21 protein-coding genes and 5 pseudogenes are annotated in these 22,928 nt (G+C 60.3%); 22 read left to right on the forward strand and 4 right to left on the reverse strand.

The genetic code is table 11. From position 1 onward, the window contains the following. The first annotated feature begins 157 nt into the window (after nt 1-157). The 8 genes and pseudogenes from NKH03_RS25205 (at nt 158) to NKH03_RS25240 (ending at nt 5,923) form a co-directional block, all read left to right on the forward strand. A complete protein-coding gene (locus tag NKH03_RS25205; RefSeq protein WP_352950652.1) occupies nt 158-655 on the forward strand; it encodes a hypothetical protein in 498 nt (165 codons plus the stop codon). A gap of 65 nt (nt 656-720) precedes the next feature. Continuing rightward, entirely contained in the window at nt 721-2,217 is a 1,497-nt protein-coding gene (locus NKH03_RS25210; protein WP_352971299.1) for a radical SAM family RiPP maturation amino acid epimerase, read from the forward strand. Nucleotides 2,218-2,463: 246 nt separating this feature from the next. After that, a pseudogene (locus NKH03_RS25215) lies at nt 2,464-2,852 on the forward strand (SMP-30/gluconolactonase/LRE family protein); the annotation flags it as partial. A gap of 142 nt (nt 2,853-2,994) precedes the next feature. Then, a pseudogene (locus tag NKH03_RS25220) lies at nt 2,995-3,117 on the forward strand (hypothetical protein); the annotation flags it as partial. A 630-nt stretch (nt 3,118-3,747) separates the two neighbouring features. Further along, nucleotides 3,748-4,098 (forward strand): c-type cytochrome, encoded by a 351-nt coding sequence (locus NKH03_RS25225; protein WP_352698298.1) that lies wholly within the window; start codon nt 3,748-3,750, stop codon nt 4,096-4,098. Nucleotides 4,099-4,159: 61 nt separating this feature from the next. Continuing rightward, on the forward strand, nt 4,160-4,732 hold the full coding sequence (locus NKH03_RS25230; protein ID WP_352971322.1) for a MoeA family protein: 573 nt from the start codon (nt 4,160-4,162) through the stop codon (nt 4,730-4,732). After that, nucleotides 4,711-5,088: pseudogene (locus NKH03_RS25235) on the forward strand (molybdopterin-binding protein); the annotation flags it as partial. The gene NKH03_RS25230 and the pseudogene NKH03_RS25235, both read left to right, overlap by 22 nt. Nucleotides 5,089-5,482: 394 nt before the next feature. Next, complete coding sequence (locus NKH03_RS25240) at nt 5,483-5,923, forward strand: hypothetical protein (RefSeq protein ID WP_352971325.1); 441 nt, start codon at nt 5,483-5,485, stop codon at nt 5,921-5,923. A gap of 26 nt (nt 5,924-5,949) precedes the next feature. Here NKH03_RS25240 and NKH03_RS25245 read toward each other — a convergent pair whose 3' ends face one another. Continuing rightward, nucleotides 5,950-6,483, reverse strand: a complete 534-nt coding sequence (locus NKH03_RS25245; RefSeq protein WP_352971302.1) for a hypothetical protein — start codon at nt 6,481-6,483, stop codon at nt 5,950-5,952. A 26-nt stretch (nt 6,484-6,509) separates the two neighbouring features. On the opposite strand from NKH03_RS25245, the pseudogene NKH03_RS25250 reads away from it, so the two are divergent. Beyond that, nucleotides 6,510-6,667: pseudogene (locus NKH03_RS25250) on the forward strand (IS6 family transposase); the annotation flags it as partial. Between the two features lie 81 nt (nt 6,668-6,748). On the opposite strand, the gene NKH03_RS25255 reads toward NKH03_RS25250, so the two are convergent. Beyond that, the gene (locus NKH03_RS25255; protein WP_352971303.1) at nt 6,749-6,985 is read right to left on the reverse strand and encodes a ribbon-helix-helix domain-containing protein; all 237 of its coding nucleotides are present in this window, start codon (nt 6,983-6,985) and stop codon (nt 6,749-6,751) included. A 350-nt stretch (nt 6,986-7,335) separates the two neighbouring features. Between NKH03_RS25255 and NKH03_RS25260 the strand changes: the two genes are divergently transcribed. After that, entirely contained in the window at nt 7,336-7,590 is a 255-nt protein-coding gene (locus tag NKH03_RS25260) for a hypothetical protein (RefSeq protein WP_352606083.1), read from the forward strand. Then, nucleotides 7,562-7,918 carry a hypothetical protein gene (locus tag NKH03_RS25265; RefSeq protein ID WP_352971305.1) on the forward strand — a complete coding sequence of 119 codons (357 nt, stop codon included), beginning with the start codon at nt 7,562-7,564 and terminating at the stop codon, nt 7,916-7,918. The genes NKH03_RS25260 and NKH03_RS25265 overlap by 29 nt, the downstream gene beginning before the upstream one ends. A gap of 178 nt (nt 7,919-8,096) precedes the next feature. Here NKH03_RS25265 and NKH03_RS25270 read toward each other — a convergent pair whose 3' ends face one another. Further along, nucleotides 8,097-8,786, reverse strand: coding sequence for an IS6 family transposase (locus tag NKH03_RS25270; RefSeq protein ID WP_352971323.1), 690 nt, complete (start codon nt 8,784-8,786; stop codon nt 8,097-8,099). A gap of 430 nt (nt 8,787-9,216) precedes the next feature. Here NKH03_RS25270 and NKH03_RS25275 point away from each other — a divergent pair, with 430 nt between their 5' ends. The 11 genes and pseudogenes from NKH03_RS25275 (at nt 9,217) to NKH03_RS25325 (ending at nt 21,785) form a co-directional block, all read left to right on the forward strand. Beyond that, the gene (locus NKH03_RS25275; protein ID WP_352950438.1) at nt 9,217-9,576 is read left to right on the forward strand and encodes a Nif11-like leader peptide family natural product precursor; all 360 of its coding nucleotides are present in this window, start codon (nt 9,217-9,219) and stop codon (nt 9,574-9,576) included. Nucleotides 9,577-9,726: 150 nt separating this feature from the next. Further along, nucleotides 9,727-11,259: a radical SAM family RiPP maturation amino acid epimerase gene (locus tag NKH03_RS25280; RefSeq protein ID WP_352971308.1), complete on the forward strand. Its 1,533-nt coding sequence runs from the start codon at nt 9,727-9,729 to the stop codon at nt 11,257-11,259. Beyond that, nucleotides 11,249-11,653, forward strand: a complete 405-nt coding sequence (locus tag NKH03_RS25285; protein WP_352971324.1) for a GNAT family N-acetyltransferase — start codon at nt 11,249-11,251, stop codon at nt 11,651-11,653. Before NKH03_RS25280 ends, NKH03_RS25285 begins: the two co-directional genes overlap by 11 nt. Then, a complete protein-coding gene (locus NKH03_RS25290; RefSeq protein WP_352971310.1) occupies nt 11,607-12,125 on the forward strand; it encodes a hypothetical protein in 519 nt (172 codons plus the stop codon). The genes NKH03_RS25285 and NKH03_RS25290 overlap by 47 nt, the downstream gene beginning before the upstream one ends. Further along, nucleotides 12,122-14,095: a RiPP maturation radical SAM C-methyltransferase gene (locus tag NKH03_RS25295; protein ID WP_352971313.1), complete on the forward strand. Its 1,974-nt coding sequence runs from the start codon at nt 12,122-12,124 to the stop codon at nt 14,093-14,095. Before NKH03_RS25290 ends, NKH03_RS25295 begins: the two co-directional genes overlap by 4 nt. 72 nt (nt 14,096-14,167) lie before the next feature. Beyond that, complete coding sequence (locus tag NKH03_RS25300; protein WP_352606067.1) at nt 14,168-15,430, forward strand: NHLP bacteriocin system secretion protein; 1,263 nt, start codon at nt 14,168-14,170, stop codon at nt 15,428-15,430. Next, entirely contained in the window at nt 15,427-17,610 is a 2,184-nt protein-coding gene (locus NKH03_RS25305; protein WP_352971315.1) for an NHLP family bacteriocin export ABC transporter peptidase/permease/ATPase subunit, read from the forward strand. Before NKH03_RS25300 ends, NKH03_RS25305 begins: the two co-directional genes overlap by 4 nt. Further along, nucleotides 17,607-20,342 (forward strand): ATP-binding cassette domain-containing protein, encoded by a 2,736-nt coding sequence (locus tag NKH03_RS25310; RefSeq protein WP_352971316.1) that lies wholly within the window; start codon nt 17,607-17,609, stop codon nt 20,340-20,342. Before NKH03_RS25305 ends, NKH03_RS25310 begins: the two co-directional genes overlap by 4 nt. 113 nt (nt 20,343-20,455) lie before the next feature. Then, nucleotides 20,456-20,665: pseudogene (locus tag NKH03_RS25315) on the forward strand (IS6 family transposase); the annotation flags it as partial. A gap of 95 nt (nt 20,666-20,760) precedes the next feature. After that, nucleotides 20,761-21,060 (forward strand): transposase, encoded by a 300-nt coding sequence (locus NKH03_RS25320; protein ID WP_352971318.1) that lies wholly within the window; start codon nt 20,761-20,763, stop codon nt 21,058-21,060. Nucleotides 21,061-21,461: 401 nt separating this feature from the next. Beyond that, nucleotides 21,462-21,785 (forward strand): isopentenyl transferase family protein, encoded by a 324-nt coding sequence (locus NKH03_RS25325; protein ID WP_352971320.1) that lies wholly within the window; start codon nt 21,462-21,464, stop codon nt 21,783-21,785. A gap of 613 nt (nt 21,786-22,398) precedes the next feature. On the opposite strand, the gene NKH03_RS25330 is transcribed toward NKH03_RS25325, so the two are convergent. Further along, nucleotides 22,399-22,928 (reverse strand): NAD(P)/FAD-dependent oxidoreductase (locus NKH03_RS25330; RefSeq protein ID WP_502913560.1); only part of this gene is annotated, 530 nt, incomplete at its 5' end.

Genomic DNA, 22,928 nt, shown 5'->3' on the forward strand with positions numbered 1-22,928 from the left:
TGCGCAGAATGCCTGGATGTCGACAAACGCTGGCGGATTTGCGTCTTGATTTCGACCACCCACTATCACGGCAGGCCAAGTTTGGGGAGATCCTCACCCGCATCGCACGGAGCGGGCCAATTGTCGATTCCCAACCCAAAAGGTCGGCAAGTTGACAATGCGTACGGTCAGAGAACGCGCAAATCAGAATTTTGAGGTTGGTACGGCGCTTGCTTGTTCGCGGAAGCATCATCCGATCGCTTGTGAGAGCGAGCAACTTAAGCAAGAGCACGAATTCATTATGCGGAAAACTGACTTAGAGCGATTCGTCAACGATTTAGGAAAAAAAGGCAGTCCGCTTGAAAACGCCAAACGGCGCGTTGGAGGGCTCGCTTCGATCGTAGCGATTGGAAAGAGCCTCAACTACAACATCACGCTTGACGAGGTTAAAAGCTACATCCGATCCAACAGCCGACAGAAGTCCAGTACGAAGAAGCTCGGCGCGATTGCAGGCCGCAAGCGCGGTTCGAGCGTTCCGGCCTTAACCAGCTTTGTACAGACCACCGCGTTGGCTAATTCTGCTGATGTATCCATGAGCCCTGCGCAACTCGGAGGAAGAACTGGCTTCGCTGCGGTCGTATTAATTGTCGTAATTGTTGTTGTGGTCGCAACATAACCGCATTGGCTCGTACGAGCCGGTCTAATGTAACATCAAAGCAAACCGCGGTCGAGGATGCGATCATGATATCCGGCGTACAACGGGCCGCTTCAAGGGCTCACCCGTACACTCGCGAACACTGGCAACAAATCTTTGACCAGCGCACGCCGCAGGAACGGCGAACGTTGCCTCATGTCAAGCGCTTCATGGAGCGGCTGGTCGGTGATAGGAAATTCCGCACGACCCTTTCGGAGAACCTCGACGCCCCTCGATCGGTAACAGAGCGCTACGGCATTGAAGTTGACCCGATGGAGATGCTGCCGCTCTGGTGCGGAGACTACGTGAAGCATCGCTTCAAGCCGGAGTCTGCCCCGTGGCCGCTGGCGATGATGTGGGACGAGTATATCCGCGAGATGTTGCGCCATCGCGACATGCTGCGCGCCGAGGGCGAAATGTCGATGGTGAACCCTCGCTTCCATGCCTGGCGAGAGCGCCAAATCCGCCGCTGCAACGACGAATTGGGCGAATTGGCACCGTCGGTCACGCACCCCATCATCGCTTTCGAGCTGAGTGAAGGCTGCACCGTCGGTTGCTGGTTCTGCGGCTTGTCGGCCGACCGCTTCAAGGGCTATTATGAGTATAGCGAGGAGCATGCCGCGGTTTGGCGCGGTGTGGTCGGTGTCGCGAGCGAGATGTTTGGTTCGGCAGCCCGCACCGGCTTCTGCTACTGGGCCACAGATCCGATCGATAACCCGGACTACGACCGCTTTCTGTTCGACTACCATCAAATCACGGGTGCATTGCCACAAACGACGACGGCGGCCCCGCTCAAGGATCAGGCGCTCACCAGGCGCGTGCTCGAACTGTTCAAATGTTACGGTGGCGTGACGAATCGTTTCTCCGTGCTGAGCACGAACCATCTCAATCAGATCCACGCGGCGTTTTCGCCCGAGGACCTGATGGGGGTCGAACTCATCCTGCAGGGCAAAGAGGCGCCGACCGCAAAGGCTTTCGCCGGGCGCGCGCGCGAGCGAAAGGAGAAACTCCAGGCAGCCAACAAAGATGATGCAATAGCCTTGGCGGAGGGCTATCCCACGACGATCGCCTGTGTTTCCGGCTTCCTCGTAAATATGCGGCAAGGACGTTTACAACTGGTGACGCCGGTACCGGGTAGCGAACGCTGGCCTCTCGGCTACCGCATCGTGGACGAACGTTTCTTCAGCACGCCCGACGAGTTCCGGGAAGGGCTGCAGTGCATCATCGACGAGCATATGTTCGAAAGCCCACCTGCGAACCTGCCGATCCGCTTCCGCGGAGATCTGCAATACGAGGCAGGGAACCGGCACTTCCATCTCCGCTCACGCAACATTGAACACCGGATAGATGATGATGTCGCTCCGATCTCCGTTGGCGATCTCATCGCGTACGGCAACTGCACAGCCTCGGAGCTTATTATGCGGATCGCGACGGACGGAGCGAGCACCGTTGCAGTCGCCGATCTGCTCGATCAGTTATACGCGGCCGGGGTGATCGAAGAGGACCTCGACGCCGTTTCGCTTGGCCGAACAGCGGTGGGATGACGGGCCGCATGGCGCTGGCTTATCTATCCGCGAGGACGCGAGTGCCTTCCGGCGACAGCAGCATGGGCAAGACGATAATCACGAAGCGCTTCTCGGACCCGCATCCAATATCTTCTCCCGGCACTCGTCGGCGGCCTCTTCTTGGCTCGACAGCGATCAAACCGGACGCGTCAATGTCTGGGGCACGATAACTGGTGTCATCATCCTGGCGGTCGGCATTTCGGCAGCCGTTGGGCGGAAGGACCGGTGTACGTCCCCGCCGCAAGGCATCTGTTGTGGTCCGACATCCCGAATGATCGGCTGCTGCGCTACGACGAAGGCGATGGTTCCGTTAGTGTCTTCGAGACCCAGTGCAACAATCAGAACGGCCACACGCTCGACCGCGAAGGCCGCGTCGTTGCTTGCGAGCATGGCGGACGCTTGTCGAAAGCGTTGCCGACAAGCGGTTCAATTCACCCAATGGCGTGGTGGTCAAATCCGACGGCACGATCTGGTTCACCGACCCGGTCTACGGCATCGAAAGCCACTACGAGGGCAAGATCGCCAGAGCGGAGATCGGCGGCTCCCATGTCTACCGGTTTGACGAGGTTTCGGGCGAGGTGAGCGCCGTCATCACCGATATGGTGCAGCCGAACGGCCTGGCTTTCTCGCCCGACGAGACGATCCTCTATGTTTCGGACAGCGGCGCCAGCCACGTGCCCGGCCTGCCGCGCGCGATCAGGATTTATGACCTTGCCGCCGACGGCCGGTCGGCGCGTGCCGGCGGCATCCTTGCGAATGCGGGGCAGGCCTGTTCGATGGTTTTCGGTCGATCGCGACGGCAACATCTGGGCCTCCAGCGCCGACTCGGTGCGCGTCCATGCGCCGGACGGAACCCTGATCGGCCGTATCCTGGTTCCCGAGCTCGTTTCCAATGTCTGTTTCGGCGATCCCAAGCGCAACCGCCTCTACATCACCGCACAGACATCCCTCTACGCCATCTACGTCAACACACATCCGGCCGGGGTTGGTCCGGGGCGGGCGACATCAGCCAGTGACATGTCGCCATCCAATCGAAAGCCGAGTTCGGAAAGACCATGCAATTTCTTGAACCAAGGGAGGTACCAAGATGCAACGCAGAACATTCCTGAAATCATCCGTCGCCTTGATGGCGATCGCGCTCGCTGCTCCAACCCTGTTCTCCCTCCGGGCCAAAGGGACTCTGTCTTGCACGTCAAGCACTTCACAACGCAGGCCCGGTCTAGGAATGAGCGGGACCTTGGGCCGTTCGACTTCGTGAACCTTCGGCAGCGCAGCATGGTCCAACTCGGGACGTGGTGGGCACTTGGAGGTGGGGTCCATTCGCATCTTGTAATGAAATCGCCGGCTTTCCGGTTGGCACAACCGTTGCAGAGTTGTTTTCGACGACATTTCGACAAATGGGAGAAACGCATGAATCGCTGGAGCAAGCTGGTCGACGTTAGCCACCGTCAATGTCTAAGGGGAGGAGGGGGGAGTTCCTGCGTGCAATATCTGTTCGTCGGTGCCACGATGGTTTTGGCGTTACTGCCTCCGGTCGCCCGGGCCCAGGATATCGAGGGAGGCAAGGCGGTCTTCAAAAAGTGCGCCGCCTGCCACAGCGCTGATACCGGAGCAAACAGAGTCGGGCCATCCTTGAAAGGCGTCGTGGGCCGGACAGCGGGGACCGTCCTTGGCTATTCTTATTCGAAAGCCATGAAGGATGTGGGCGCTGCGGGCCTGGTATGGGATGAGCCGAACCTGATGCAATATCTGGCAGATCCCAAGGCGAAAGTGCCGGCGAACAAAATGGGGTTCCCTGGCCTCAAGAATCCCGACGACGCCAAAAACGTCATCGCCTATCTCAAGAGTGTGTCAGGTTAGAAACCTTTGGCCTTTGCGCGTCGAGAACAACGCAAAGAAGGGAGCGATCGTCTGTCACTCCGTGAAACCTGTTTTGAAAGCCGACTGTTCTGCCGGGCAGATTGGCGAAGCTATCCCGTTCGAGACGGCGGTAGCCAAAGCCATCGCGCTCGCCAAACCTGTTCGATATAGGGAAACAGTCTCGCTCGTCGGTGCATTAGGGAGGGTTTGCGCCGCCGATATATGCTCGCCTATTTCGCTGCCTGCGTTCGATAATTCGGCCATGGACGGGTTTGCCGTTCGAACGGCGGATTTCGACGGGGAAGGGCCTTGGACATTTCGTCTGGCTGAACGGGTGGTCGCCGGCGATGTGCGCGCTCTTGAGAACCTCGACCCACGAACTGCACTCAGGATATTCACGGGAGCACCCGTCCCGTGGGGCTTGATGCCGTGGTCATGCAAGAGCGCTGCGAGCGAATTAGCGTACCGTCACGATGGACAAGCGGCCCCGTCGTGGTCGTCACATCCGTTTTGCTGGCGAGGACGTCAGCGCCGGCACGGAACTGGTACGGCGGGGCAAGGGCCTGTCCGCCAGGGATCTAACCTTGTTGGCAGCGGCTCGTCAACGTTCAGGTGCTTCGAAAGATCCGGATAGGACTGCTCTCCACCGGAACCGAGTTAAAAGAACCGGGCGAGCCCCTCGAATACGGTCAGATTTACAATTCCAATCAGATCATGCTGAGCTCGTTGCTGGCGGGTTGTCCTTGGGCGGAGATCGTCGACTTCGGCATGGTCCCTGACAGCCTGGGTCTCCTCACAGACGTTGTCGCTCGCGCCGTCACGTCCTGTGATGCCCTGGTGACCACAGGCGGGGTCTCGGCAGGCGAGGAAGACCATGCGGTGGTGGCTGTTCAGGCCCATGGTGCCGACCTTGGCGTCCTCAACGTCGCGATGCGGCCGGGCAAGCCGCTGAAGGTCGGAAGGATCAGGAAAACAGTCTTTGCAGGGTTGCCAGGCAATCCCAACGCGGCGCTGATAGCCTTCCGGCAGATTGTCCTGCCTGCCTTGCGAAGGCTGGCTGGCCTCGCGGAGACCCAGCCGCAATGGTTTTCGGCGGTGGCTGGCTTCAACTGCAAAAAGCGGCAAGGCCGAACGGAGTTTGTGCCCGTCCGCATATCCGGCCGCACCGAAATGGGTGAACCTGTGCTGGAGATGCCTGAACGTGGAACCTCGGCCAATTTGACGGCCGTTGCGTTGGCCGACGCATCGCACTCCTGCCGCCTGAGGCCGCCGAAATCACAAACAGCATGCCGCTACGCTACGAACCGTTTGGGAACTAGACATTATGACCGTGGTGTGATTAGCGGCCCCACCCTTAGTCTTTGCAGCTGTATAGCAAACCGGGTTGCTCGGGAGTGCCGAGCCGAGCCCCAGCAAAGGAAGGACAGGCAAGAAGCATTCTCGCCTCTATTTCTGCTACGACCCGATCGGCTACGGGCTCGCCAGTTGGCGGTCACCGCTGCGATGTCGTAGCACCCTCGCTGATTCCCAAGCGCCCGGGCGAGCGCTTCAAGACGAACACCGGCGCGATGCGGTCAGCCTGGCGCGACTGTTCGGGCGGGGAACTGAAGGGATCTGGGTTCCCGACGCGGTGCAAGAAGCGGTGCGCGATCTGGTGCGCGTGCGGGCTGCTTCTGGCGAGGATCTGCGCGAGAAGCGCCAGCAGCTTTTATCGTTCCTGCTGCGCCCTGGCCGAGTTTTTAGCGGACGCAAGAATTGGCGCCCAGTACATGCCCGCTGGCTGGCGGCGCAGAAATTCGACCATCCGGCTCAGTCGATCGTGTGAGTGTGCGACCGGTAATTTCTCTGGGGTCAGGCGGCGCGTAGAAGAGGCGTTTTGGCCTCGAATATTGGAGGCACGTTCAGTTCTGGATGTCGGAAAGGCGCCCGCAGCCGGTTGCGAAGTTCGCCATTGATCTCCGCCGCCCGGACCTGCCAAGTGGTCAATGCCTGACGCTGCAACCGCACCAGCATGGTCATCGCGAATGTGTGGCTCAGGTGATGCAAAGTTCCCGTCACACCGGTCCCCCGGAACGCCTCTGCAAAAACCGCCGTCAAATCGTGTCTTGCTGACCGCGTTTCCCTGAAGATTGAGGAGGAGCGCCGACGGCGGCCGATAATCCGGCCGCTGGCGCCGCAACGCCCGGACCTGCGGCATGCGAAGTTGATATAGGATTGCATGCGGTCGACCAGGCGGATCGGCGGGTAGATCGTGCGCGGCTTGTCACCCTTGATAATTGTCAGGGGCACGCCGATCAGAGGATAATTCTCTTCGTCGAGATGCGCGGTCTCCGTAGAGCGGATCACGAGCAACTTCTGACATGGCCCGTGTACCCACATCTTCATCAGCCGTCCGTTAACTTTACGGTGCCTTCCGGTCACCAGGAGCACTGCAACGCTTCGTTTCGATCTTCTCACGGCTCTGCGCAATCTCTTCGTCCTGCCCCGCTCAAAATGCTCCGCTCTGGCTACCCATATTCACCGCCTGCAGGCCATGGCGCAATGGAAAGCCGTGGCCATGGTCAGCTGACATCAGCGGCCGCAGATCTCAACGCGTTCATCTGTAGACAAAGTGACATCGCCCGATGGACAGTTTGGCGTGCGTGGCGCCTCACTTCTTGGTCACTCTGCGTTGCAGAGCCGCCCCACCACGCGGTAGCGGCGTCTCGTTGGCCAATCTCGGAAGCGCGTTCTTCGACAGGAAATCATTGATCGCTTCGCCAAGGAGCGCTTGCAGCGTGCTATCTCGTTCTAGCGCAAGACGCTTCAGCGCCTTCACAACTTCAGGGTCGAAATGACCGGAAATTTGGCGCCGCCCGCTTCGGGACGGAGGCTTGTTTGCGACCATACATCACCACCGAAAGAAGAACGCCCGGGAGCTCTACATAAAAGAGGAACATAAGTAATCAAGGTGTTGATCTGTCGACATTTCAACACTTCAACATTTATGAATTTACTATGGTGTTGCACAACAGAACTTGACGTGGGCGCAGACATAAAGGAATGTTTGTGCAAGCACTGATCAAAGGGCCGCATGCCACTCACTGAGGCGGTCAGCCGCGCGAATAAGAACGACTGGCGCGATGCACGCACTGCTTTGGGAGGGCGTACTCATCAAGGTCAGCTGCGCGATCGACGCCGGTTCGGAATCCCGGACGCGCGCGGCGAACGTGATCTGCTGGATGGTCGCGGCACGTCATGACGGAGGAAGAGCACGACGCCGGGCTCCGCAACTATAATCAAGCTTTCGGCATCGACGTCAACGACCCCGAGGCTGCCAAGGTCGCCCGCGAACTCCCCGATCCTGGAGGGCGTGAAGATGGCCGCCTGATCGAACTGCCCGGAGGGGCGAACGGCGTTCGCCCCCTCGCTCCTACCGCTTTTTCGCATGATGATGGAGTTGATGATGCTCACGAGCACGAAGATGTTCCTGATGATGTCCCAAGAGGTTGACTATGGGGCGTTGGTCCGTGGCGCGGACGCGGCGTCGGCGATCGAACGGCACTATGCCGAAATGGATGCATGGTGTCCGCCGCAAGACCCAGAACTGAACGAGGAGTTTGCTGTCACCCTCTATGAGATCCCAAGACACGCAGAAGGGGAGGTCGCCGCCCTTGTCGACAAGCTGTCGGCCGGTAACTATACGGCCGCAGCCGCCCATCTAGTCGCGCGATATCCCGACATCACCTCCACCATCGTCAACGTCATCTATACCTATGCGGAAGGGGCGAAAGCTACAGAACTCAAGCCTATGCCGGACCTCTTCGAGCGCCTCCGCTAGGGCAATCGCGGCCTCGTCCATATCGATTTGGGTCGTAGAACGGCCAAGGCTTAAGCGGATCGATTCCTCGGCGGCCACAGCACCAATCCCCATCGCGATCAGCACGTAGTATGGCTCGGGCGTTCCCGGCATGTGCAAGTTTTGTCTGGTCAGAGAATTTGCCAGAGTGGTGGCAACCTCATGCGGCAGCGAGGCTTTCGAACTGCTCGGAGAGAGACGGGTTCGGATTGAAGGCGTACCGCGCCTGTCGTTTGCGCATCATGTGGACCATCTCGATGCCGGACAGGGTTACCGCGGCGGGGTGTGCATCGATGAAACCGAGCATCGGCCGCACCCGGCGCTTGATCCGCCGATGATCCTGCTCGATGCGGTGATTGCGGTATTGGCTTTGGCGGATGCGGATCGGCTTCGACCGGCGCCGGGAGCAATCCTGCAATCGACTTGTGGCATCGCAGGAAACAATGGCTTCCCGGTTGGTCTGACTGCCGTCGATGACGATGTGATCGGGACGGCCATGGCGTGCCAACGCTTTTGTGAAGAAACGCTTGGCGGCCGGCAAATCCCGGTATTCACTGAACCAGAACTCGATGCTGTCGATGGCGCGATAGAGGTACATCCATCGCCCGCGGACCTTGATGTAAGTCTCGTCCGCATCCCATTTGCCGATCACGGAGCGCTTGCGCCGGTTAAAGCGTTCCATCAGCACCGGCGCGAAATGAACGACCCAGCGATGGATCGTCGAATGACCGACACTAATGCCACGCTCCGCCATCATTTCTCGAAGATCGCGTAGGCTCAGTCCGTAGGCCAGACACCCGCGAATGCAGAGCAAGATCACGGATTGGTCGAAATGGCGGCCTTTGAACATCTCAACTCTTCGGGGAACACCGGAGCCCAATGCCGTGCGCTTGGTTACCAAGAACTTTGCAACACATTCCTCTCAGGAGGGTATTTCGCTGACGTAAACCGACGTACCGAGCTGCCGACCACGTGGTGTCTCGATCCCGAGCAAACAATACTGTCGACCAAATTGTCACCTATCGAACAGAAGCGAAACGGTACCCAGCCAGCAGAAGCGCGACGCAAAGGTGCGCCGGCCCGAATTGAGTATCAGCGCAGCTACGTCCTCAAGATGGTACGTCGCTTGCACGGTCAATTTTGGGAAGCCGTTGTGACGGTCTCTCCAGACCCAACGGAGATGACGATGGCAATTGGTCCAGAATTACTGAATTGCTCGGCGCAACTGAAGATTTCGGCTAAGAGCTGCAGGCGCAGCGTGCCGAGGCAGGAAGGTAACGATGTCGCAAGCTGAGGTAGAACGATTCGTCGACGATCTGGCGAAAGACGGTAATCTGCTCGAAAAGGTAAAACCGAATGCTACGGGTCTCGCATCGATTGTGGCTATAGCAAAGAGCCACGGCTACAATTTCACGCTCGATGAGGCTAAGAGTTACATTCAATCGCGAAGCCCACGCGAGTTAACCGACAAGCAACTCGATGCGATTTTCGGCGGCAAGCATGATCCCAACGTTGCGACCTCGACCAAGGTTGTGCAGACCGCTGCGGTCGTTACCACCGCTGTGGAGGCAGCGGAAGCAGCTACGACTGTCGCAGAGGCAGCCGAAGCCGTTGTAGTCGTCGCTGCGGTCCTGATCTAACCGCTCACTTTAGAGTCTGAGCGCATCCACCCGTGCTCGATGAGACGTGTGAAGAAAACTTAAAATCAGGCCACTCGCGAGAAGCGATCATGGGATCGCTTTTGGCAGCTGGCCTGCGAAACGCCGCATCAAGAGGCCGTCCGTAACGTCATGACGCACGCTGCAACCGAACACTACCGACAGATCTTTGACCGACGCACTCCCGGACAACTTCGTACGCTAGCACACATCAAGCGCTTCCTGGAGCGCTTGGTCGGCGACATGGCGTTCCGCACCGCGCTTTCGGAGAACGGCGACAACCCTCGAACGGTCACTGAGCGCTACGGCATCGAAGTTGACCCGATGGAGATGCTGCCGCTCTGGCGCAATAGCTACCTGAAATACCGCTTCGAGCCGGAATGTGCGTCGTGGCCGCTGGCTGTGATGTGGGACGAGTATATCCGCGAGATGTTGCGCCATCGCGACATGCTGCGCGCCGAGGGCGAAATGTCGATGGTCAACCCCCGCTTCCATGCCTGGCGAGAGCGCCAAATCCGCCGCTGCAACGGCGAATTGGGCGGATCGGCACCGTCGGTCACGCACCCGGTCATCGCTTTCGAGCTGAGTGAAGGCTGCACCGTCGGTTGCTGGTTCTGCGGCTTGTCGGCCGACCGCTTCAAGGGCTATTATGAGTATAGCGAGGAGCATGCCGGGGTTTGGCGCGGTGTGGTCGGTGTCGCGAGCGAGATGTTTGGTTCGGCAGCCCGCACCGGCTTCTGCTACTGGGCCACAGATCCGATCGATAATCCGGACTACGACCGCTTTCTGTTCGACTACTATGAAATTACGGGCGCATTGCCACAAACGACGACGGCGGCCCCGCTCAAGGATCAGGCGCTCACCAGGCGCGTGCTCGAACTGTTCAAACGTTACGGTGGCGTGACGAATCGTTTCTCCGTGCTAAGCACGAACCACCTCAATCAGATTCACGCGGCGTTTTCGCCCGAGGACCTGATGGGGGTCGAACTCATCCTGCAGGGCAAGGAGGCGCTGACCGCAAAGGCTTTCGCCGGGCGCGCGCGCGCGCGAAAGGAAAAACTCAGGGCAGCCAACAACGACGATGCAATCGAGTTGCTCGAGCGCGATCACACGACGATCGCCTGTGTTTCCGGCTTCCTCGTAAATATGCGGCAAGGACGTTTACAACTGGTGACGCCGGTACCGGGTAGCGAACGCTGGCCTCTCGGTTACCGCATCGTCGACGAACGTTTCTTCAGCACGCCCGACGAGTTCCGGGAAGGGCTGCAGTGCATCATCGACGAGCATATGTTCGAAAGCCCACCTGCGAACCTGCCGATCCGCTTCCGCGGAGATCTGCAATACGAGGCAGGGAACCGGCACTTCCATCTCCGCTCACGCAACATTGAACACCGGATAGATGATGATGTCGCTCCGATCTCCGTTGGCGATCTCATCGCGTACGGCGACTGCACATCGTCGGAGTTGGTCTTGCGCGTCATAGCTGACGGAGCGAGCGCCCTTGCAGTCGCCGATCTGCTCGATCAGTTATACGCGGCGGGGGTGATCGAAGAGGACCTCGACGACAGCTTCGCCGGGCAGACCAGCGAGAGGACGACGAGCCGCATCGAAGCGGGCAAATACGCGGCCTCCCGCACGGGCGTCGACCATGCCGATGCGACCTGAGATACTGGGCTACGTCCGTCTAAAGGACGTACGGCATCTTACCTATCCGGCAGTGTGGACTGCGGTGACAAGCCATTTCGCAGCCACGGTCCGCAGCGTCGCGGCGCGCACAACCGACGTGACAGCAGGACTTGCCTTGGCCGTGCCAGGCTCTTCCGGGCAGTTCGAATTCCTTTCGGTCTACGTCCTGCCTATGTTCCGCCGAACGGGCTTTGGCAGTTCCATGCTGGACGCGATCGAAGGGGAGTTCCGCGGTCTCGGCTTCAGGCTAGGCTCATTTCCTGCGCGTCCGCGAGCACAAGCAGGACGCCGCATGCTTTTTCGTGAAGAACGACTGGACCCGACCCATGGTCAACAAATTGGTCTGCCACACGACCGTGCCGCTCACGTTTGAGACGCCATGGCTTGTCGAGGCGCGCTTGCCGGCCCGCTACCGCATCGTCGGCCGGCGGTCGCTTGGCGCCGACCAGCGAGCGATGATCCGGGATTTCGACGAGCCCGGCGTGAATGACGACGTCTATCCGGTCATCTACGAGGAGGAAAGTGACCCGCACATGAGCCTGGCGCTGGTTGATGCCGAGGGGGGAGCGGTCCGTGGCTGGGCGATCCACCCAACGGCTCCACTCCGACACATTGCGCTGGACCTGCTCGTTCATCCGCGCCAGTCTTCAGGCAATGGACTTGATACGGCCAATGTGGCTCGAAATAGCGCGCCTCCGGTGCGCTTTTCCCGAACTGGTCAACAGCACGTTCACCGTTCCGGTCATGGAGCCGCGCATGGCTTGCTTGCACTCCATCGCATGAAACCACGGCTGAGCCAGCTCAGCCCATGCCTGGATCAAAATGAAAAGAGTGGCATGACATGAGCGCCGATGTGCCGATCGTCTTGGTCAACATGCCGATGTCGGCAATTGAACGGCCGTCATTGGCGCTTGGTCTGCTGAAGTCAGCGCTGACCCGGGCCGGACTGCGATCCAGGATAGCGTATGCCAACATCTGGTTCCTGGAATACGTGGGCCTCGCCGACCATAATCTGCTTGAGAGTTCTCTGCCTGAGGATGCGCTTGTTGACTGGCTGTTCGCAGGCATCGCTTTTCCCGACTACGAAGCAGACCACGACGTCTTCCTCGACCGGTATTTCGAGCGCAATCCGATACACCCAGACAACGGTTTGGCCGAGCGTCGTGCCCATCTCCTCGAGCTGCGCTCGCTCATCGGCGGCTTCATCGACTGGACAGCCGACAAGATACTGGAGCAAGGGCCGGCCATGGTTGGGTGCACCTCGACTTTCGCCCAGCATGTTCCCTCACTCGCGTTGCTGCGCCGACTGAGCGGTCGCTCACCGGCCCTAGTGACTCTCATGGGTGGCGCAAACTGCGAATCGGTCATGGGGCGTACCACTCACGCGCGTTTCCCGTGGGTTGACTACGTTGTGTCGGGCGAGGCTGACGGACTGCTCGGCGCGCTGTGTTGCGACATCCTCAATCACGGAAGAGCCATTCCGCCGGCTGACCTGCCATTCGGCGTTTTCGGCCCAGGGCATCGCGAGGCCGGCTATCCCGCCACGTCGATGGGCGACCTGGTGCCCCGCGCAGTGGTCGAAAACATGCATGACCTGCCGCTACCCGATTTCTCTGACTATTTTGCCGAACTCGGACGATCGCTCTACGCCGACCGCGTCTATCCGGGGCTGCCGATGGAGTTCTCTCGCGGCTGCTGGTGGGGGCAGCGCAGCCCCTGCACTTTCTGCGGGCTGAACGGCGGATCGATTACCTATCGCCAGAAACCGGCCGGGCAGGCCGCAGAGGAGATGATAGAGATGTCGGCGCGCTACGGCTCGTCGCGCATCGAAGCGGTGGACAACATTCTAGCCATTGACTACCTCGAAAAGACCCTGCCTCGCCTCACCGCCCTACCCGACAAGCTTGCGATCTTCTTCGAAGTCAAAGCCAATCTGAAACGCCATGAAGTCGAGAAGTTGGCTGCCGCGGGCGTCCGCTGGATCCAGCCAGGTATCGAGAGCTTGGATACCCGTGCTTTGAAGCTGATGGGCAAGGGAACGACGTCAGCGCACAATGTTCAGCTCTTGAAATGGTGCCGCCAGTATGGCGTGCGGGTCAGTTGGAGCATGCTGTGGGGCTTCCCCGGCGAGAGCGACGCCTGGTATGCGGAAATAGCCTCCTGGCTGCCGTTGCTGCATCATCTCCAGCCAGGACGTGCGGTTCGGTTGCGCTACCAGCGCTACAGCCTCTATCATCGCGCAGCCGACAAACATAGGCTGAAGCTGCGCCCAGCCGTCTCTTTTCGCTACGTCTATCCGCTCTCGGAGGCCGATCTCGCGAATCTGGTTTACTACTTCGACGACAGTGAAGACAACGATGTCGGCGGCCATTTCGCTGCGCGCGCCGCGAACCGTCGTCCGGGGCTGCATGCCGTTACCCAGGGTATCGATTCATGGCTGAAAGCCTGGAACGAGCCGAAGCTGCCGATGCTGTCGATGCGCGACAGCGGCGACGAGATAACGGTCGAGGACACGCGCGCCATAGCAGTGGACCGTGAACACCGGGTCAAAGGCCTGGCGCGCGAAATTCTTTTAGCTGCTGACGAAGGCATGCCAGACGCCCGCCTGCGCGAACGGCTGAGCACGCCGAATGTGATGCAGACCGAGATTAACGGGGCGATAGCCGACATGATCGCTCGCAAGCTGGTCGTGCGGCTGGATGCGCGGCTGGTTGGGCTCCCGCTCTGGAATCCATATACGCCAATGCCCGCGCCGACCGCGTTTCCGGGAGGCTATTTCGACCGACGTGTCAGGCCTGTGAATGCCGCCACGTGAATGAGGACAGCTGCGATCGCATATCCGCAGGGCGACAGCCCGTTGGTGTTCTCAGCTGCTTGGGGAGAGAAAATGCTGAACCCTGTGACGACGAGCGCAGAGAGCCCACGTGCCCTTCGTGATCCTGAGCATTTGAACCAAGCGATCCAACTCACATCGCGGTCGACGTGGATTCTGTTTGTTGCGCTCGCGCTTTGCGTAAGTGGCGCGGTGGCTTGGGGGTTTGTTGGCCGGCTCGCCTTCCATGCCAAGGGTCAAGGCGTTATTCTGCTCGATCGTAGCGTCGTTGCCGACGTGGTAGCCCGGACAGGGGGCACAGTCGCGCAAATTCACGTCAAACCCGGGGACACGGTCACCCGCCGCGATCTTCTGGTTACGGTTAAGCTCGACGAGGTCGCGGAGCGCCTTGAACAGGCGCGGATCGCTGTCCAAGCGCAACGCGGGGAGTCTGAAAATTACGATAAGACTTCCCATGCAGATGTGGAGCGGCGCAGGCAGACTCTCCACCAAGAGATTTCATCGCTGAAGGCCAGCCTTGCGGATGCAGAGAAGAACCGCCAGATGATTCAAGGCCTGTACGAGGCCTTTGTGACGGAAGTGAAGCGCGGTTTTGCCACCCGCATCCAGGAACAGCTTGAGTTCGGCCGCCTCATCGACGTGCAGCGCTCCATCCGTCAAATGACCGACCAGATTCAGAAGTTACAGACTGAGGAGATCGAATTCGAAGACTTGGTTCATCGCAGCCGAACCGAACTGCGCATAAAGGTGATCGATGCGGAAGCCAGCTACCGTGATCTACAGGTGCAGTTCGAGGTCGGCTCCGCGATCCGCAGCCCGGTCGACGGCACGGTCAGTGAGATTACAACCTACCCCAATGCGACGGTTGCCGCTGGAATCAACCTGATCACGGTCGAATCCAGTACTTTGGAGAGACGCATGATCGTTCACGCCTACTTGCCGATCGACCAAGGCAAGCGCGTGGTTGCGGGCATGCATGCACTTATCAGTCCTTCGTCCATCGATGAACAAATCTACGGGTCGATCAAGGGCCAGGTCAGCCAAGTGAGCCTGCTGCCGGTGTCCCGGGGCGACCTGCTGGCCGTTCTCGGTAACGAGGCGCTCGTCGACACCTTGATGGGCGCTGGCGCTCCGGTGCGCATCGAGATCGAGCTTGAGGCAGATCCGGATACAACGGACGGCTTACACTGGACATCTGCCGCCCGTCCACTGACAGAGGTGACGCCCGGCACGACCGCCGCCGTCAATATCGTAGTGGACCGCGTCACTCCTCTCTCTCTTGTGCTGCCCATCGTGCGGACATGGGCGCATCTGTGACCAGCCGTGAGTTCACCCTGCGGCTGCGGCGGGCTGTCGCCACGCCAACAGTGTTGCAGATGGAGGCGGACTGCGGCGCTGCGGCGCTGTCCATGGTCCTGGGGTATTTCCACCGTTTTGTCCCGTTGGACGAACTGCGCCAAGCCTGCGGCGTCTCGCGTGACGGCGCGCGCGCCAGCAATATAGTCAAGGCGGCGCGGGACTATGGCCTAGAGGCGCGCGGGCAGCAGCTCCCGATTGAAGCGCTCAACTCCCTTGCGCTGCCATTCATCGCCCACTGGTCGGCCGACCACTTCGTCGTCGTCGAAGGCCGGTTAGGTCGCGGTATCCGGATCAACGATCCGGCCCTCGGCCGACGCATCGTCGGTCACCAAGAATTCTACGAAAACTATTCGGGCGTCGCGCTAGAGTTCAAGCGCGGATCCAATTTCAAACCAGGCGGCTACAGGCAGGGTATGCTGCGGACCCTGTTCGGCTGGACATCTGGGTCAAGAGCCGCGCTCGTAGTGATGGCGGCCACAACCGTCATGCTTGCGCTGCCGTCGATTCTGCTCCCTGCGCTCATCAAAGTGTTCGTCGACGAGGTCCTAGTACGCCGATTCGACACCTGGCTGTTTCCCATCATCGTGGCGCTGCTGTTTGGAGTCGCACTGGAGGCCACTGTCACTTGGCTGCAACAGCGCGTGCTGATGCGTCTACAGCTGAAATTGGCAGTGATGATCGGTGCGCGCTTCCTGTGGCACGTCCTGCGCCTCCCGCTGCTGTTCCTTACGCAGAGCCAGCACGGCGACATCGTCAGTCGCGCCCACTCGGCCAATCAGCTTGCCATTCTGGTTTCCGGTCCCCTGCCGACAGCGGCCACCCAGTTGGCAATGGTGATTGTCTATGCAGGTGTGATGGCGGCCTACAGCCTCCCACTCACCATCGTCTCGATTTTGCTGGTGGCCTGCAACGTCGCTGCTGTCGCACTTGTGCGCCGCAGATTGAAGGACGGCAACATGGTCATCCTCAATATCAGTGCAAAAATAGCCGCCGCCGCGATGTCCGGCCTTCAGTCGATCGAGACCATTAAGGCCATGGGCTCCGAGTCGGATTTCTTCCGTATTTGGTCGGGCTACCAGGCGCACGCGGTGAACCAGTTCCAGTCGCGCGAACGCATTTCCCTGTCGCTGGGGGCGGCGCCGACCCTGCTCGGGCAGATCATGACGGCAATGGTTCTCTGCTTCGGCGCGGTCCTGATCATCTGGGGCGAGATGACCATAGGTGGTCTACTGGCGTTCCAGATGCTGCTCGGCAGCTTCATGAGTCCCTTGCAGCAGATCGTCAACCTCAGCCTTCAGCTTCAGGAGGCAAAGGGCCACTGGGCGCGGCTCGAGGACGTCCTTGCGGCGAAGAGCGATCCGCTGATCGAGGGGCATCCGGCGAAGGCGGCAGCACCGGTTGCGGAACCGCCCCGACAACTCTCCGGGCGAGTCGAGATAGCTGACCTAAGTTTTGCCTACGGCGCCTTCGACTTGCCCGTACTGCACGACATCAACCTAAAGGTCGAGCCGGGGCAGCGCGTCGCCTTCGTGGGTGGCAGCGGGAGCGGCAAGTCGACCCTGGTTCATCTTCTGCTCGGTCTTTACCCCCCGCGCTCGGGAAGCGTGCTCTACGATAACTACCCGGTTGCCGAGGTGCCCCGCGACGTCTTCACCTCGAACGTCGCTTGGGTGGATCAGGACATCCGCCTGTTCGAGAGCACAATTCAAGACAACCTCGCCTTGTTCAATCGTGCTACCGCCCCGCGTTCGATCGTGCGCGGGGCGCGGGACGCTTGTATTCACGAAACGATCCTGGGACGTCCCGGCGGATATGAGGGCATGCTGAGCGAGGGGGGCACCAATCTGAGCGGTGGCCAGCGCCAGCGCCTCGAGATTGCCCGCGCCCTGGCCCGCAACCCAACGATTCTCGTGCTGGACGAGGCGACTGCCGCGCTGGATGCCGTCACCGAAGCGCAGATCGACCATAACATGCGGCTGAGGGGCACGACATGCTTTATTGTTGCCCAGCGGCTCAGTACCATTCGTGACTGCGATCAGATCTTCGTGTTCGAGAATGGCACCATCGTGGAACGAGGCACGCATGAAAAGCTCAAGGCGGCCAACGGCGTCTATGCCGCCCTTGTGAGGGCTGGATGAACATCGTCGACGTCCTCCTCAATAATAGCGCCAAACTGAATGCGATCATTACGCTGAGCTGGAAGGCACCCGGATCGACGCTCGCATCGGCGCTGGGCATTGCCGGACAGCGCCGGATTGTGGGCGGAAACAACACGCTCGATGTCACGACAGTGGACCGGATATGGCTCGTGCTTTCGGGATCCGTCGAAATATTTCTTGTGGACAGATACGGTCGGTACCCGTTTCTGTCAGTCGAGGCGGGTGGGCTAATCGATTCCCTGCCGGCCGGCGATGAGTTCCGCTTCATTGGCGTGCCATCAGCCGACACTGAGATCGTCGAGACGACGCGCAAGGCGCTGTGGGAGCTTGCGTCTAACGTGGAGGCCCGGCCGGCGCTCGAACAAGCCCGGAACGGCTGGCTTGCGTTGCTGGCCCCATGGGAGGCCAGACCATCTAGCCAAGACCCAGGCTTGGCACTTGCCGAAAGAGCCGTAAGGGCGGCTATCGCCAGCCGTGCAGGGGAACTTGCCCAAAACTCCGCGGCGCATGAAGCGTCACGTCTCGCGGCGGAAGGCGATTTCGCCACGGAGTTGGGCAACCTCGTTGATCTGATAAGCATCAAAACTGCGGTCGAAGGCAGTGAGGAAACCGAGACGATCGGCACGATCGCCGCTCGCGTGGCACGTGCGCTCGGCCATCCGGCGCTGCCGCGGCGTCGCAATAAGATTACGCCACCCCCGCTGGCCCGGGCCATCGACGAGATCGCTCGGGACAACCACCTACAGTATCGGGAACTGATCTTGGAGGGCCGTTGGTGGGAAGGCGACCTCGGCCCACTGCTAGCGACCGTGGGACCCGAATCCGCACCCTGCGCGCTGATCCGCTCCGGCAATCGCTACCTGTGTTACGGCCGTGGCGCCCCGCAGGCAGTGGATGCCAAGATCGGCGCAACGATCAACCGCACCGCCTACGCCTTCTACATCCCGCTTCCTGACGGCATGCTAACCGGTTGGCGCCTCCTGCGCTTCGGCCTGCATAACTGCCGTGCCGACGTGCTCGCCATCATCGCTACGATGGTTCTGACCGGCCTTTTCTCACTCGCCTCCCCGATGGCCCTCGGCTGGCTGCTGGACCCCATCATTCCAGATGCCGAACTCGACCAAGTCGGCGTGATCAGCGGCCTGCTGCTGTTGTTAGCGCTCGGCATGACCAGCACAAATCTCGTGGAGTCGCTGAGCGGCCTGAGATTGGAGGCGCGCGCGGACAACCGCATCCAGGCCGCTGTGTGGATCAAGCTCCTCAACCTGCCGGTGCCATTCTTCCGCGGCTTCACGGCGGGCGACCTCGCCAGTCGCGCCGATAGCATCAACGTCACCCGCAAGCTGATCAGCCGATCAATCATGACGGTCTTCTCGGGCGCTGTGTCGATGATCTTCAGTGTCGGCCTGATGCTCTACTTCGAATGGCGCGTGACCTTGCTACTGGTGCTCGTCTCGGTGCTGTTCGCCGGCGTTGCCTATCTGATCGGCAAGAGCATCCTGAGCTACAATTTCGAATCGCTCGAGCTGTCGGGAAAGCAGCAGGGCACTGTCCTGCAGCTGCTGGGCGCTATCGCGAAGTTGCGGGTGGCCGGCTCCGAGCGCGAGGCGTTCCTCGTTTGGCTCCGCACCTACCGGCGCACGGTGACCCTCAGCCTGCGGCAGAGCATCCTGAGCAATTGTCTCTCTATTCTGCGATCTGGCTTCGGACCGCTGCTGACCGTGGTCGTGCTGGTTGTTCTGGGTGCGCACAGCGGAAACCTGTTCGCCTTCTTCCGCTCGACCAACGACCCGCGTCCCTATACGCCGCTGATGTCGGTCGCCGAGTTTGCGAGCTTTAACGTTGCTCTTGGCCAGTTCGTCAGCGCAGTCATGTCGCTGACCCGCGCGTCGCTGTTCATCGTCATACTGCAAGCCTACTTCCAGCGTGTCCGTCCGATCCTCGAGGCGAAGGAGGAACGGATCGGTCAGGGCAGCCAGTTCTCGCGGGTGAGCGGCGAGATCGAGCTGCGCGACGTGCGTTTCCGTTATGCGCCGGACGCGCCGCTTGTTCTGAAGGGCCTGTCGATGCGCATCCCGGCCGAGCGGTTTGTCGCCTTGGTCGGCTCATCCGGCGCTGGCAAGTCGTCCATCATCCGACTCTTGCTGGGCTTCGACGTTCCCGAGTCGGGCAATATTTATCTCGACGGTACCGACCTCCGCTTTGTCGATCTTCGGGATATGCGGCGTCAATACGGCGTCGTGCTACAAAACGGCCGCCTGCTAGCAGGCTCAATCTACGACAACATTGCAGCCGGCCTCCCGCTTTCCGAAGACGAGGCGATGGAAGCACTGCGTATTGCCGCCCTCGATGATGTGGTCAAGGATCTCCCCATGGGGCTACACACCGCCATCGCCGAGGGCGGCATGACATTCTCCGGAGGCCAGCGCCAGCGGCTGTTGATTGCGCGCGCCGTTACACGCAAACCGCGCGTCGTGATCATGGACGAGGCCACCAGCGCGCTCGACAATGTCACGCAGCGTCGCGTCATGGACAATCTGCGCAGCCTCCAGTGCACCCGGGTCGCCATCGCTCAGCGGATGTCAACCCTGGAGTCCGCCGACCTGATCTACGTTATCAATGACGGCCGCATAGCTGAAAGCGGCAGCTATCTCGAGCTGTTGCAGAAGGGGCGGATTTTCAAGCGGCTCGCACAACGCCAGCTTCTCTAAAAGGGCCGGAACAAGAACTGTTCCCAGCAACACGCGGCCATTATGGTTCTGTCGCAAACTTTTCGGAAAGGTCATTTGCTGCATAACGCTTGCTCTTTTTTCCGGGTTTTGTCATGTACAAAGGCCGCCATTTTGATCGATCCGTGATCCTACTGTGGGTTCGCTGGTATCTTGCCTACAATCTCAGCCTGCGTGATCTGGAAGAGATGATGGCCGAGCGCGGCATTCACGTCGACCATTCCACTGTCCACCGCTGGGTCGTGCACTTCTCGCTTGAGCTGCTGGACCGATTCAACCGGCGCAAGCGGAGCGTCACTGGAAAAGTACGCCTCCGGCGGAGGCCGCCTTGCGGGAGGATGGCATGGTAGCGAGGCTGCGCTCATAAGGTCGTCCTTACCAGCATAGTTAGCAGCACAGCATGAGCCATGTGACATTATTGACCGGGCCGGAGCGGCGGCGTCGTTGGAGTGAAGAGGATCAGTGCCGGATACTGGCGGCGGCATTCGCGCCCTTGTCCACGGTGGCGGCGGTGGCGCGTCAGTACGATGTCGCGACCAGTCTGATCTATAAGTGGCGCCGCACGCTGAGAGCCCGCGAAACGGGCTTTGCCGAAGTTGTCGTGGTTCCCGATGAGCCTGTCGCCGCTTCGGTGCCGGCGGCGCCCCCAGCGGTGATCGAGCTGGAGATCCCGGCAAGGTGCGTCTGCGGATTCCGCTGACCACGCCGCCGACACTGGCGGCGGCGAGGGTGAGGGCGCTGGGCGTTTCATGATCCCGGGTGCGTCGAGCGACGCGCGAGTTGCGGGTAACGTTCCGCGGCGGCCGCGACCGCAAGTTTAAGGCGCTGGGTGACGTTCGAACGCGCCATGCATCTTCCGCCTCGGTTGCGCGAGCACAAGAAACTCGCTCTACGCCAAGCCGCATGACCACCACTCCGGCAGCGGGCGTGCCTCGGATTCCGAACTGCAATCTACCCAGCGGGTTTACTTGGATACGCCCCCTAACCGCGGGCATCATCCACGCCGTGACTGCCCATCGTAAGCGATCATGCACGTGGCTGAGCGTAGATCTCAGCCTGGGCTCATCCTCGAAGCCGGCTCGATCTCCCTTCTCAATTCACATGCGCGAGTCAGCATCGGGATGGCGCTTTCAGTGGCATGTAAGGCGGTTGCGGCTCGGCAACTCGGACGCCTTTCTAGAGAGAGCAAAGCGTCGGGTCACAGACATGTTTGTCCCAAGACAAGGACGACCTTCATCGCTACAGGAACTTGCGGCTCACTGGAATGAAGATGCAGCCCGTCCCACCTTGGAAGACGTTGACGGATATCTTTGCGCCATTCGTTTTGCGAGAGAGCACAGCCTGACCATCAGTGAAAATGCCGCGGCTTCGCAAAGAGCTCCAATAACGTTGGCAGGAACGCGACTTTCCAGAATGGCAGCTTAATGCGATGCAAAGCACGACATAGTCCGGCATGTCTCCGCTTGGAACCGCCGGCCTACTTGCCACGCCGGCCGGGCGCTGGTCTGGCAAGTGGGCTTTCCGTTTGCCAATGCGTTCGTTCCCGGCCCTCACGGGGCGGCGAGTCCCTGCCGTGAGCGCCTCACCCGCGAGGCTACATGGCGGCCGTGGAGATTACCTCAGCAGCGGCGCCCGATCGGAAACCTTAGCACCTCAGCGCTTTGGCGTGGCTGCTTGAACTCTTCAACGGCAACCGCCTCAATTAGCAGGTCCAAGGCTTCGCGGCCCCTTTGACTCATCGGGTCATCCCCACAAAGGTAGTCAACGCTCGATCTAAATGCACTCGGGCGGCGGAAAAATCGCTTGTCATATCATAGAACCCTCTCTACCCGCCCGCATTGCCGTCTACGAGGTGAAGGTAGTGCAATCGTCAATATATACAGACAAATTTGAATTAAATCGGAGATGATCATGGAGGCCGAGTTCCCTGACCTGATGCCGCCATCGAGCCCGCCGACGACCACTCGCTGGCGCTCGGTCGGTTCATAAGTGCCGAGCACCCCGTCCCGAGACCACCTCTGACCTCCCTCCTACGATGCTAGACGCGTGGAAGACATGGCTGCGCCGCCGCTGCGAGAAAGGCGTGTCCCATCGCGCGGCGGCTGCATAGTGGGCAGCCAGCGCCGGGAGCTAATCGGCAAAGCCGCGTGTGGCGATTTTGCATAGCGGGCGCAGGCGAATCGCCACGCCCGTCCAGCATGTCCGATGCCGCGTAGGCCGCCAGGATCCCTGAGCGGAGTGCATGCACAATCCCGCGTGATGACAGTGGATCGGCACAGAACAGGCAGTCGCCCGCCGCGACCCAGCGGTCACCGGCGGCCGGATCGATCGTTGCGGTTCCCGCCGCCTTGATCATGCTGGCGGTCTCGATTGCGTTGGGCGGCACGAGCGGCGCGATGGACTGCGTTGCGGCTAAAGCGCGGTACCAATGTCCGGCTTTGCGCAGTTCGCTGCCCAGATCCAGATCGGTGAGGCACGCGCAAGTCGGCGCTGTACCACCAGCCTTCGGGACGCGCCTCGACAACCATGCTGCAACCGCCCGGCGCGCGGTCGAAAAAGCGTGTATAG

The organism is Mesorhizobium sp. M1406, assembly GCF_040317555.1.
Classification (GTDB): Bacteria; Pseudomonadota; Alphaproteobacteria; order Rhizobiales; family Rhizobiaceae; genus Mesorhizobium.

Excerpts from the sequence above, each read along its gene's own strand:
- NKH03_RS25205 (WP_352950652.1), top strand. The coding sequence starts at position 158 with ATGCGTACGGTCAGAGAACGCGCAAATCAGAATTTTGAGGTTGGTACG.
- NKH03_RS25210 (WP_352971299.1), top strand. The coding sequence starts at position 721 with ATGATATCCGGCGTACAACGGGCCGCTTCAAGGGCTCACCCGTACACT.
- NKH03_RS25225 (WP_352698298.1), top strand. The coding sequence starts at position 3,748 with ATGGTTTTGGCGTTACTGCCTCCGGTCGCCCGGGCCCAGGATATCGAG.
- NKH03_RS25245 (WP_352971302.1), bottom strand. The coding sequence starts at position 6,483 with ATGAAGATGTGGGTACACGGGCCATGTCAGAAGTTGCTCGTGATCCGC.
- NKH03_RS25255 (WP_352971303.1), bottom strand. The coding sequence starts at position 6,985 with ATGGTCGCAAACAAGCCTCCGTCCCGAAGCGGGCGGCGCCAAATTTCC.
- NKH03_RS25260 (WP_352606083.1), top strand. The coding sequence starts at position 7,336 with ATGACGGAGGAAGAGCACGACGCCGGGCTCCGCAACTATAATCAAGCT.
- NKH03_RS25265 (WP_352971305.1), top strand. The coding sequence starts at position 7,562 with ATGTTCCTGATGATGTCCCAAGAGGTTGACTATGGGGCGTTGGTCCGT.
- NKH03_RS25270 (WP_352971323.1), bottom strand. The coding sequence starts at position 8,786 with ATGTTCAAAGGCCGCCATTTCGACCAATCCGTGATCTTGCTCTGCATT.
- NKH03_RS25275 (WP_352950438.1), top strand. The coding sequence starts at position 9,217 with ATGTCGCAAGCTGAGGTAGAACGATTCGTCGACGATCTGGCGAAAGAC.
- NKH03_RS25280 (WP_352971308.1), top strand. The coding sequence starts at position 9,727 with ATGACGCACGCTGCAACCGAACACTACCGACAGATCTTTGACCGACGC.
- NKH03_RS25285 (WP_352971324.1), top strand. The coding sequence starts at position 11,249 with ATGCGACCTGAGATACTGGGCTACGTCCGTCTAAAGGACGTACGGCAT.
- NKH03_RS25290 (WP_352971310.1), top strand. The coding sequence starts at position 11,607 with ATGGTCAACAAATTGGTCTGCCACACGACCGTGCCGCTCACGTTTGAG.
- NKH03_RS25295 (WP_352971313.1), top strand. The coding sequence starts at position 12,122 with ATGAGCGCCGATGTGCCGATCGTCTTGGTCAACATGCCGATGTCGGCA.
- NKH03_RS25300 (WP_352606067.1), top strand. The coding sequence starts at position 14,168 with ATGCTGAACCCTGTGACGACGAGCGCAGAGAGCCCACGTGCCCTTCGT.
- NKH03_RS25310 (WP_352971316.1), top strand. The coding sequence starts at position 17,607 with ATGAACATCGTCGACGTCCTCCTCAATAATAGCGCCAAACTGAATGCG.
- NKH03_RS25320 (WP_352971318.1), top strand. The coding sequence starts at position 20,761 with ATGAGCCATGTGACATTATTGACCGGGCCGGAGCGGCGGCGTCGTTGG.
- NKH03_RS25325 (WP_352971320.1), top strand. The coding sequence starts at position 21,462 with ATGCGCGAGTCAGCATCGGGATGGCGCTTTCAGTGGCATGTAAGGCGG.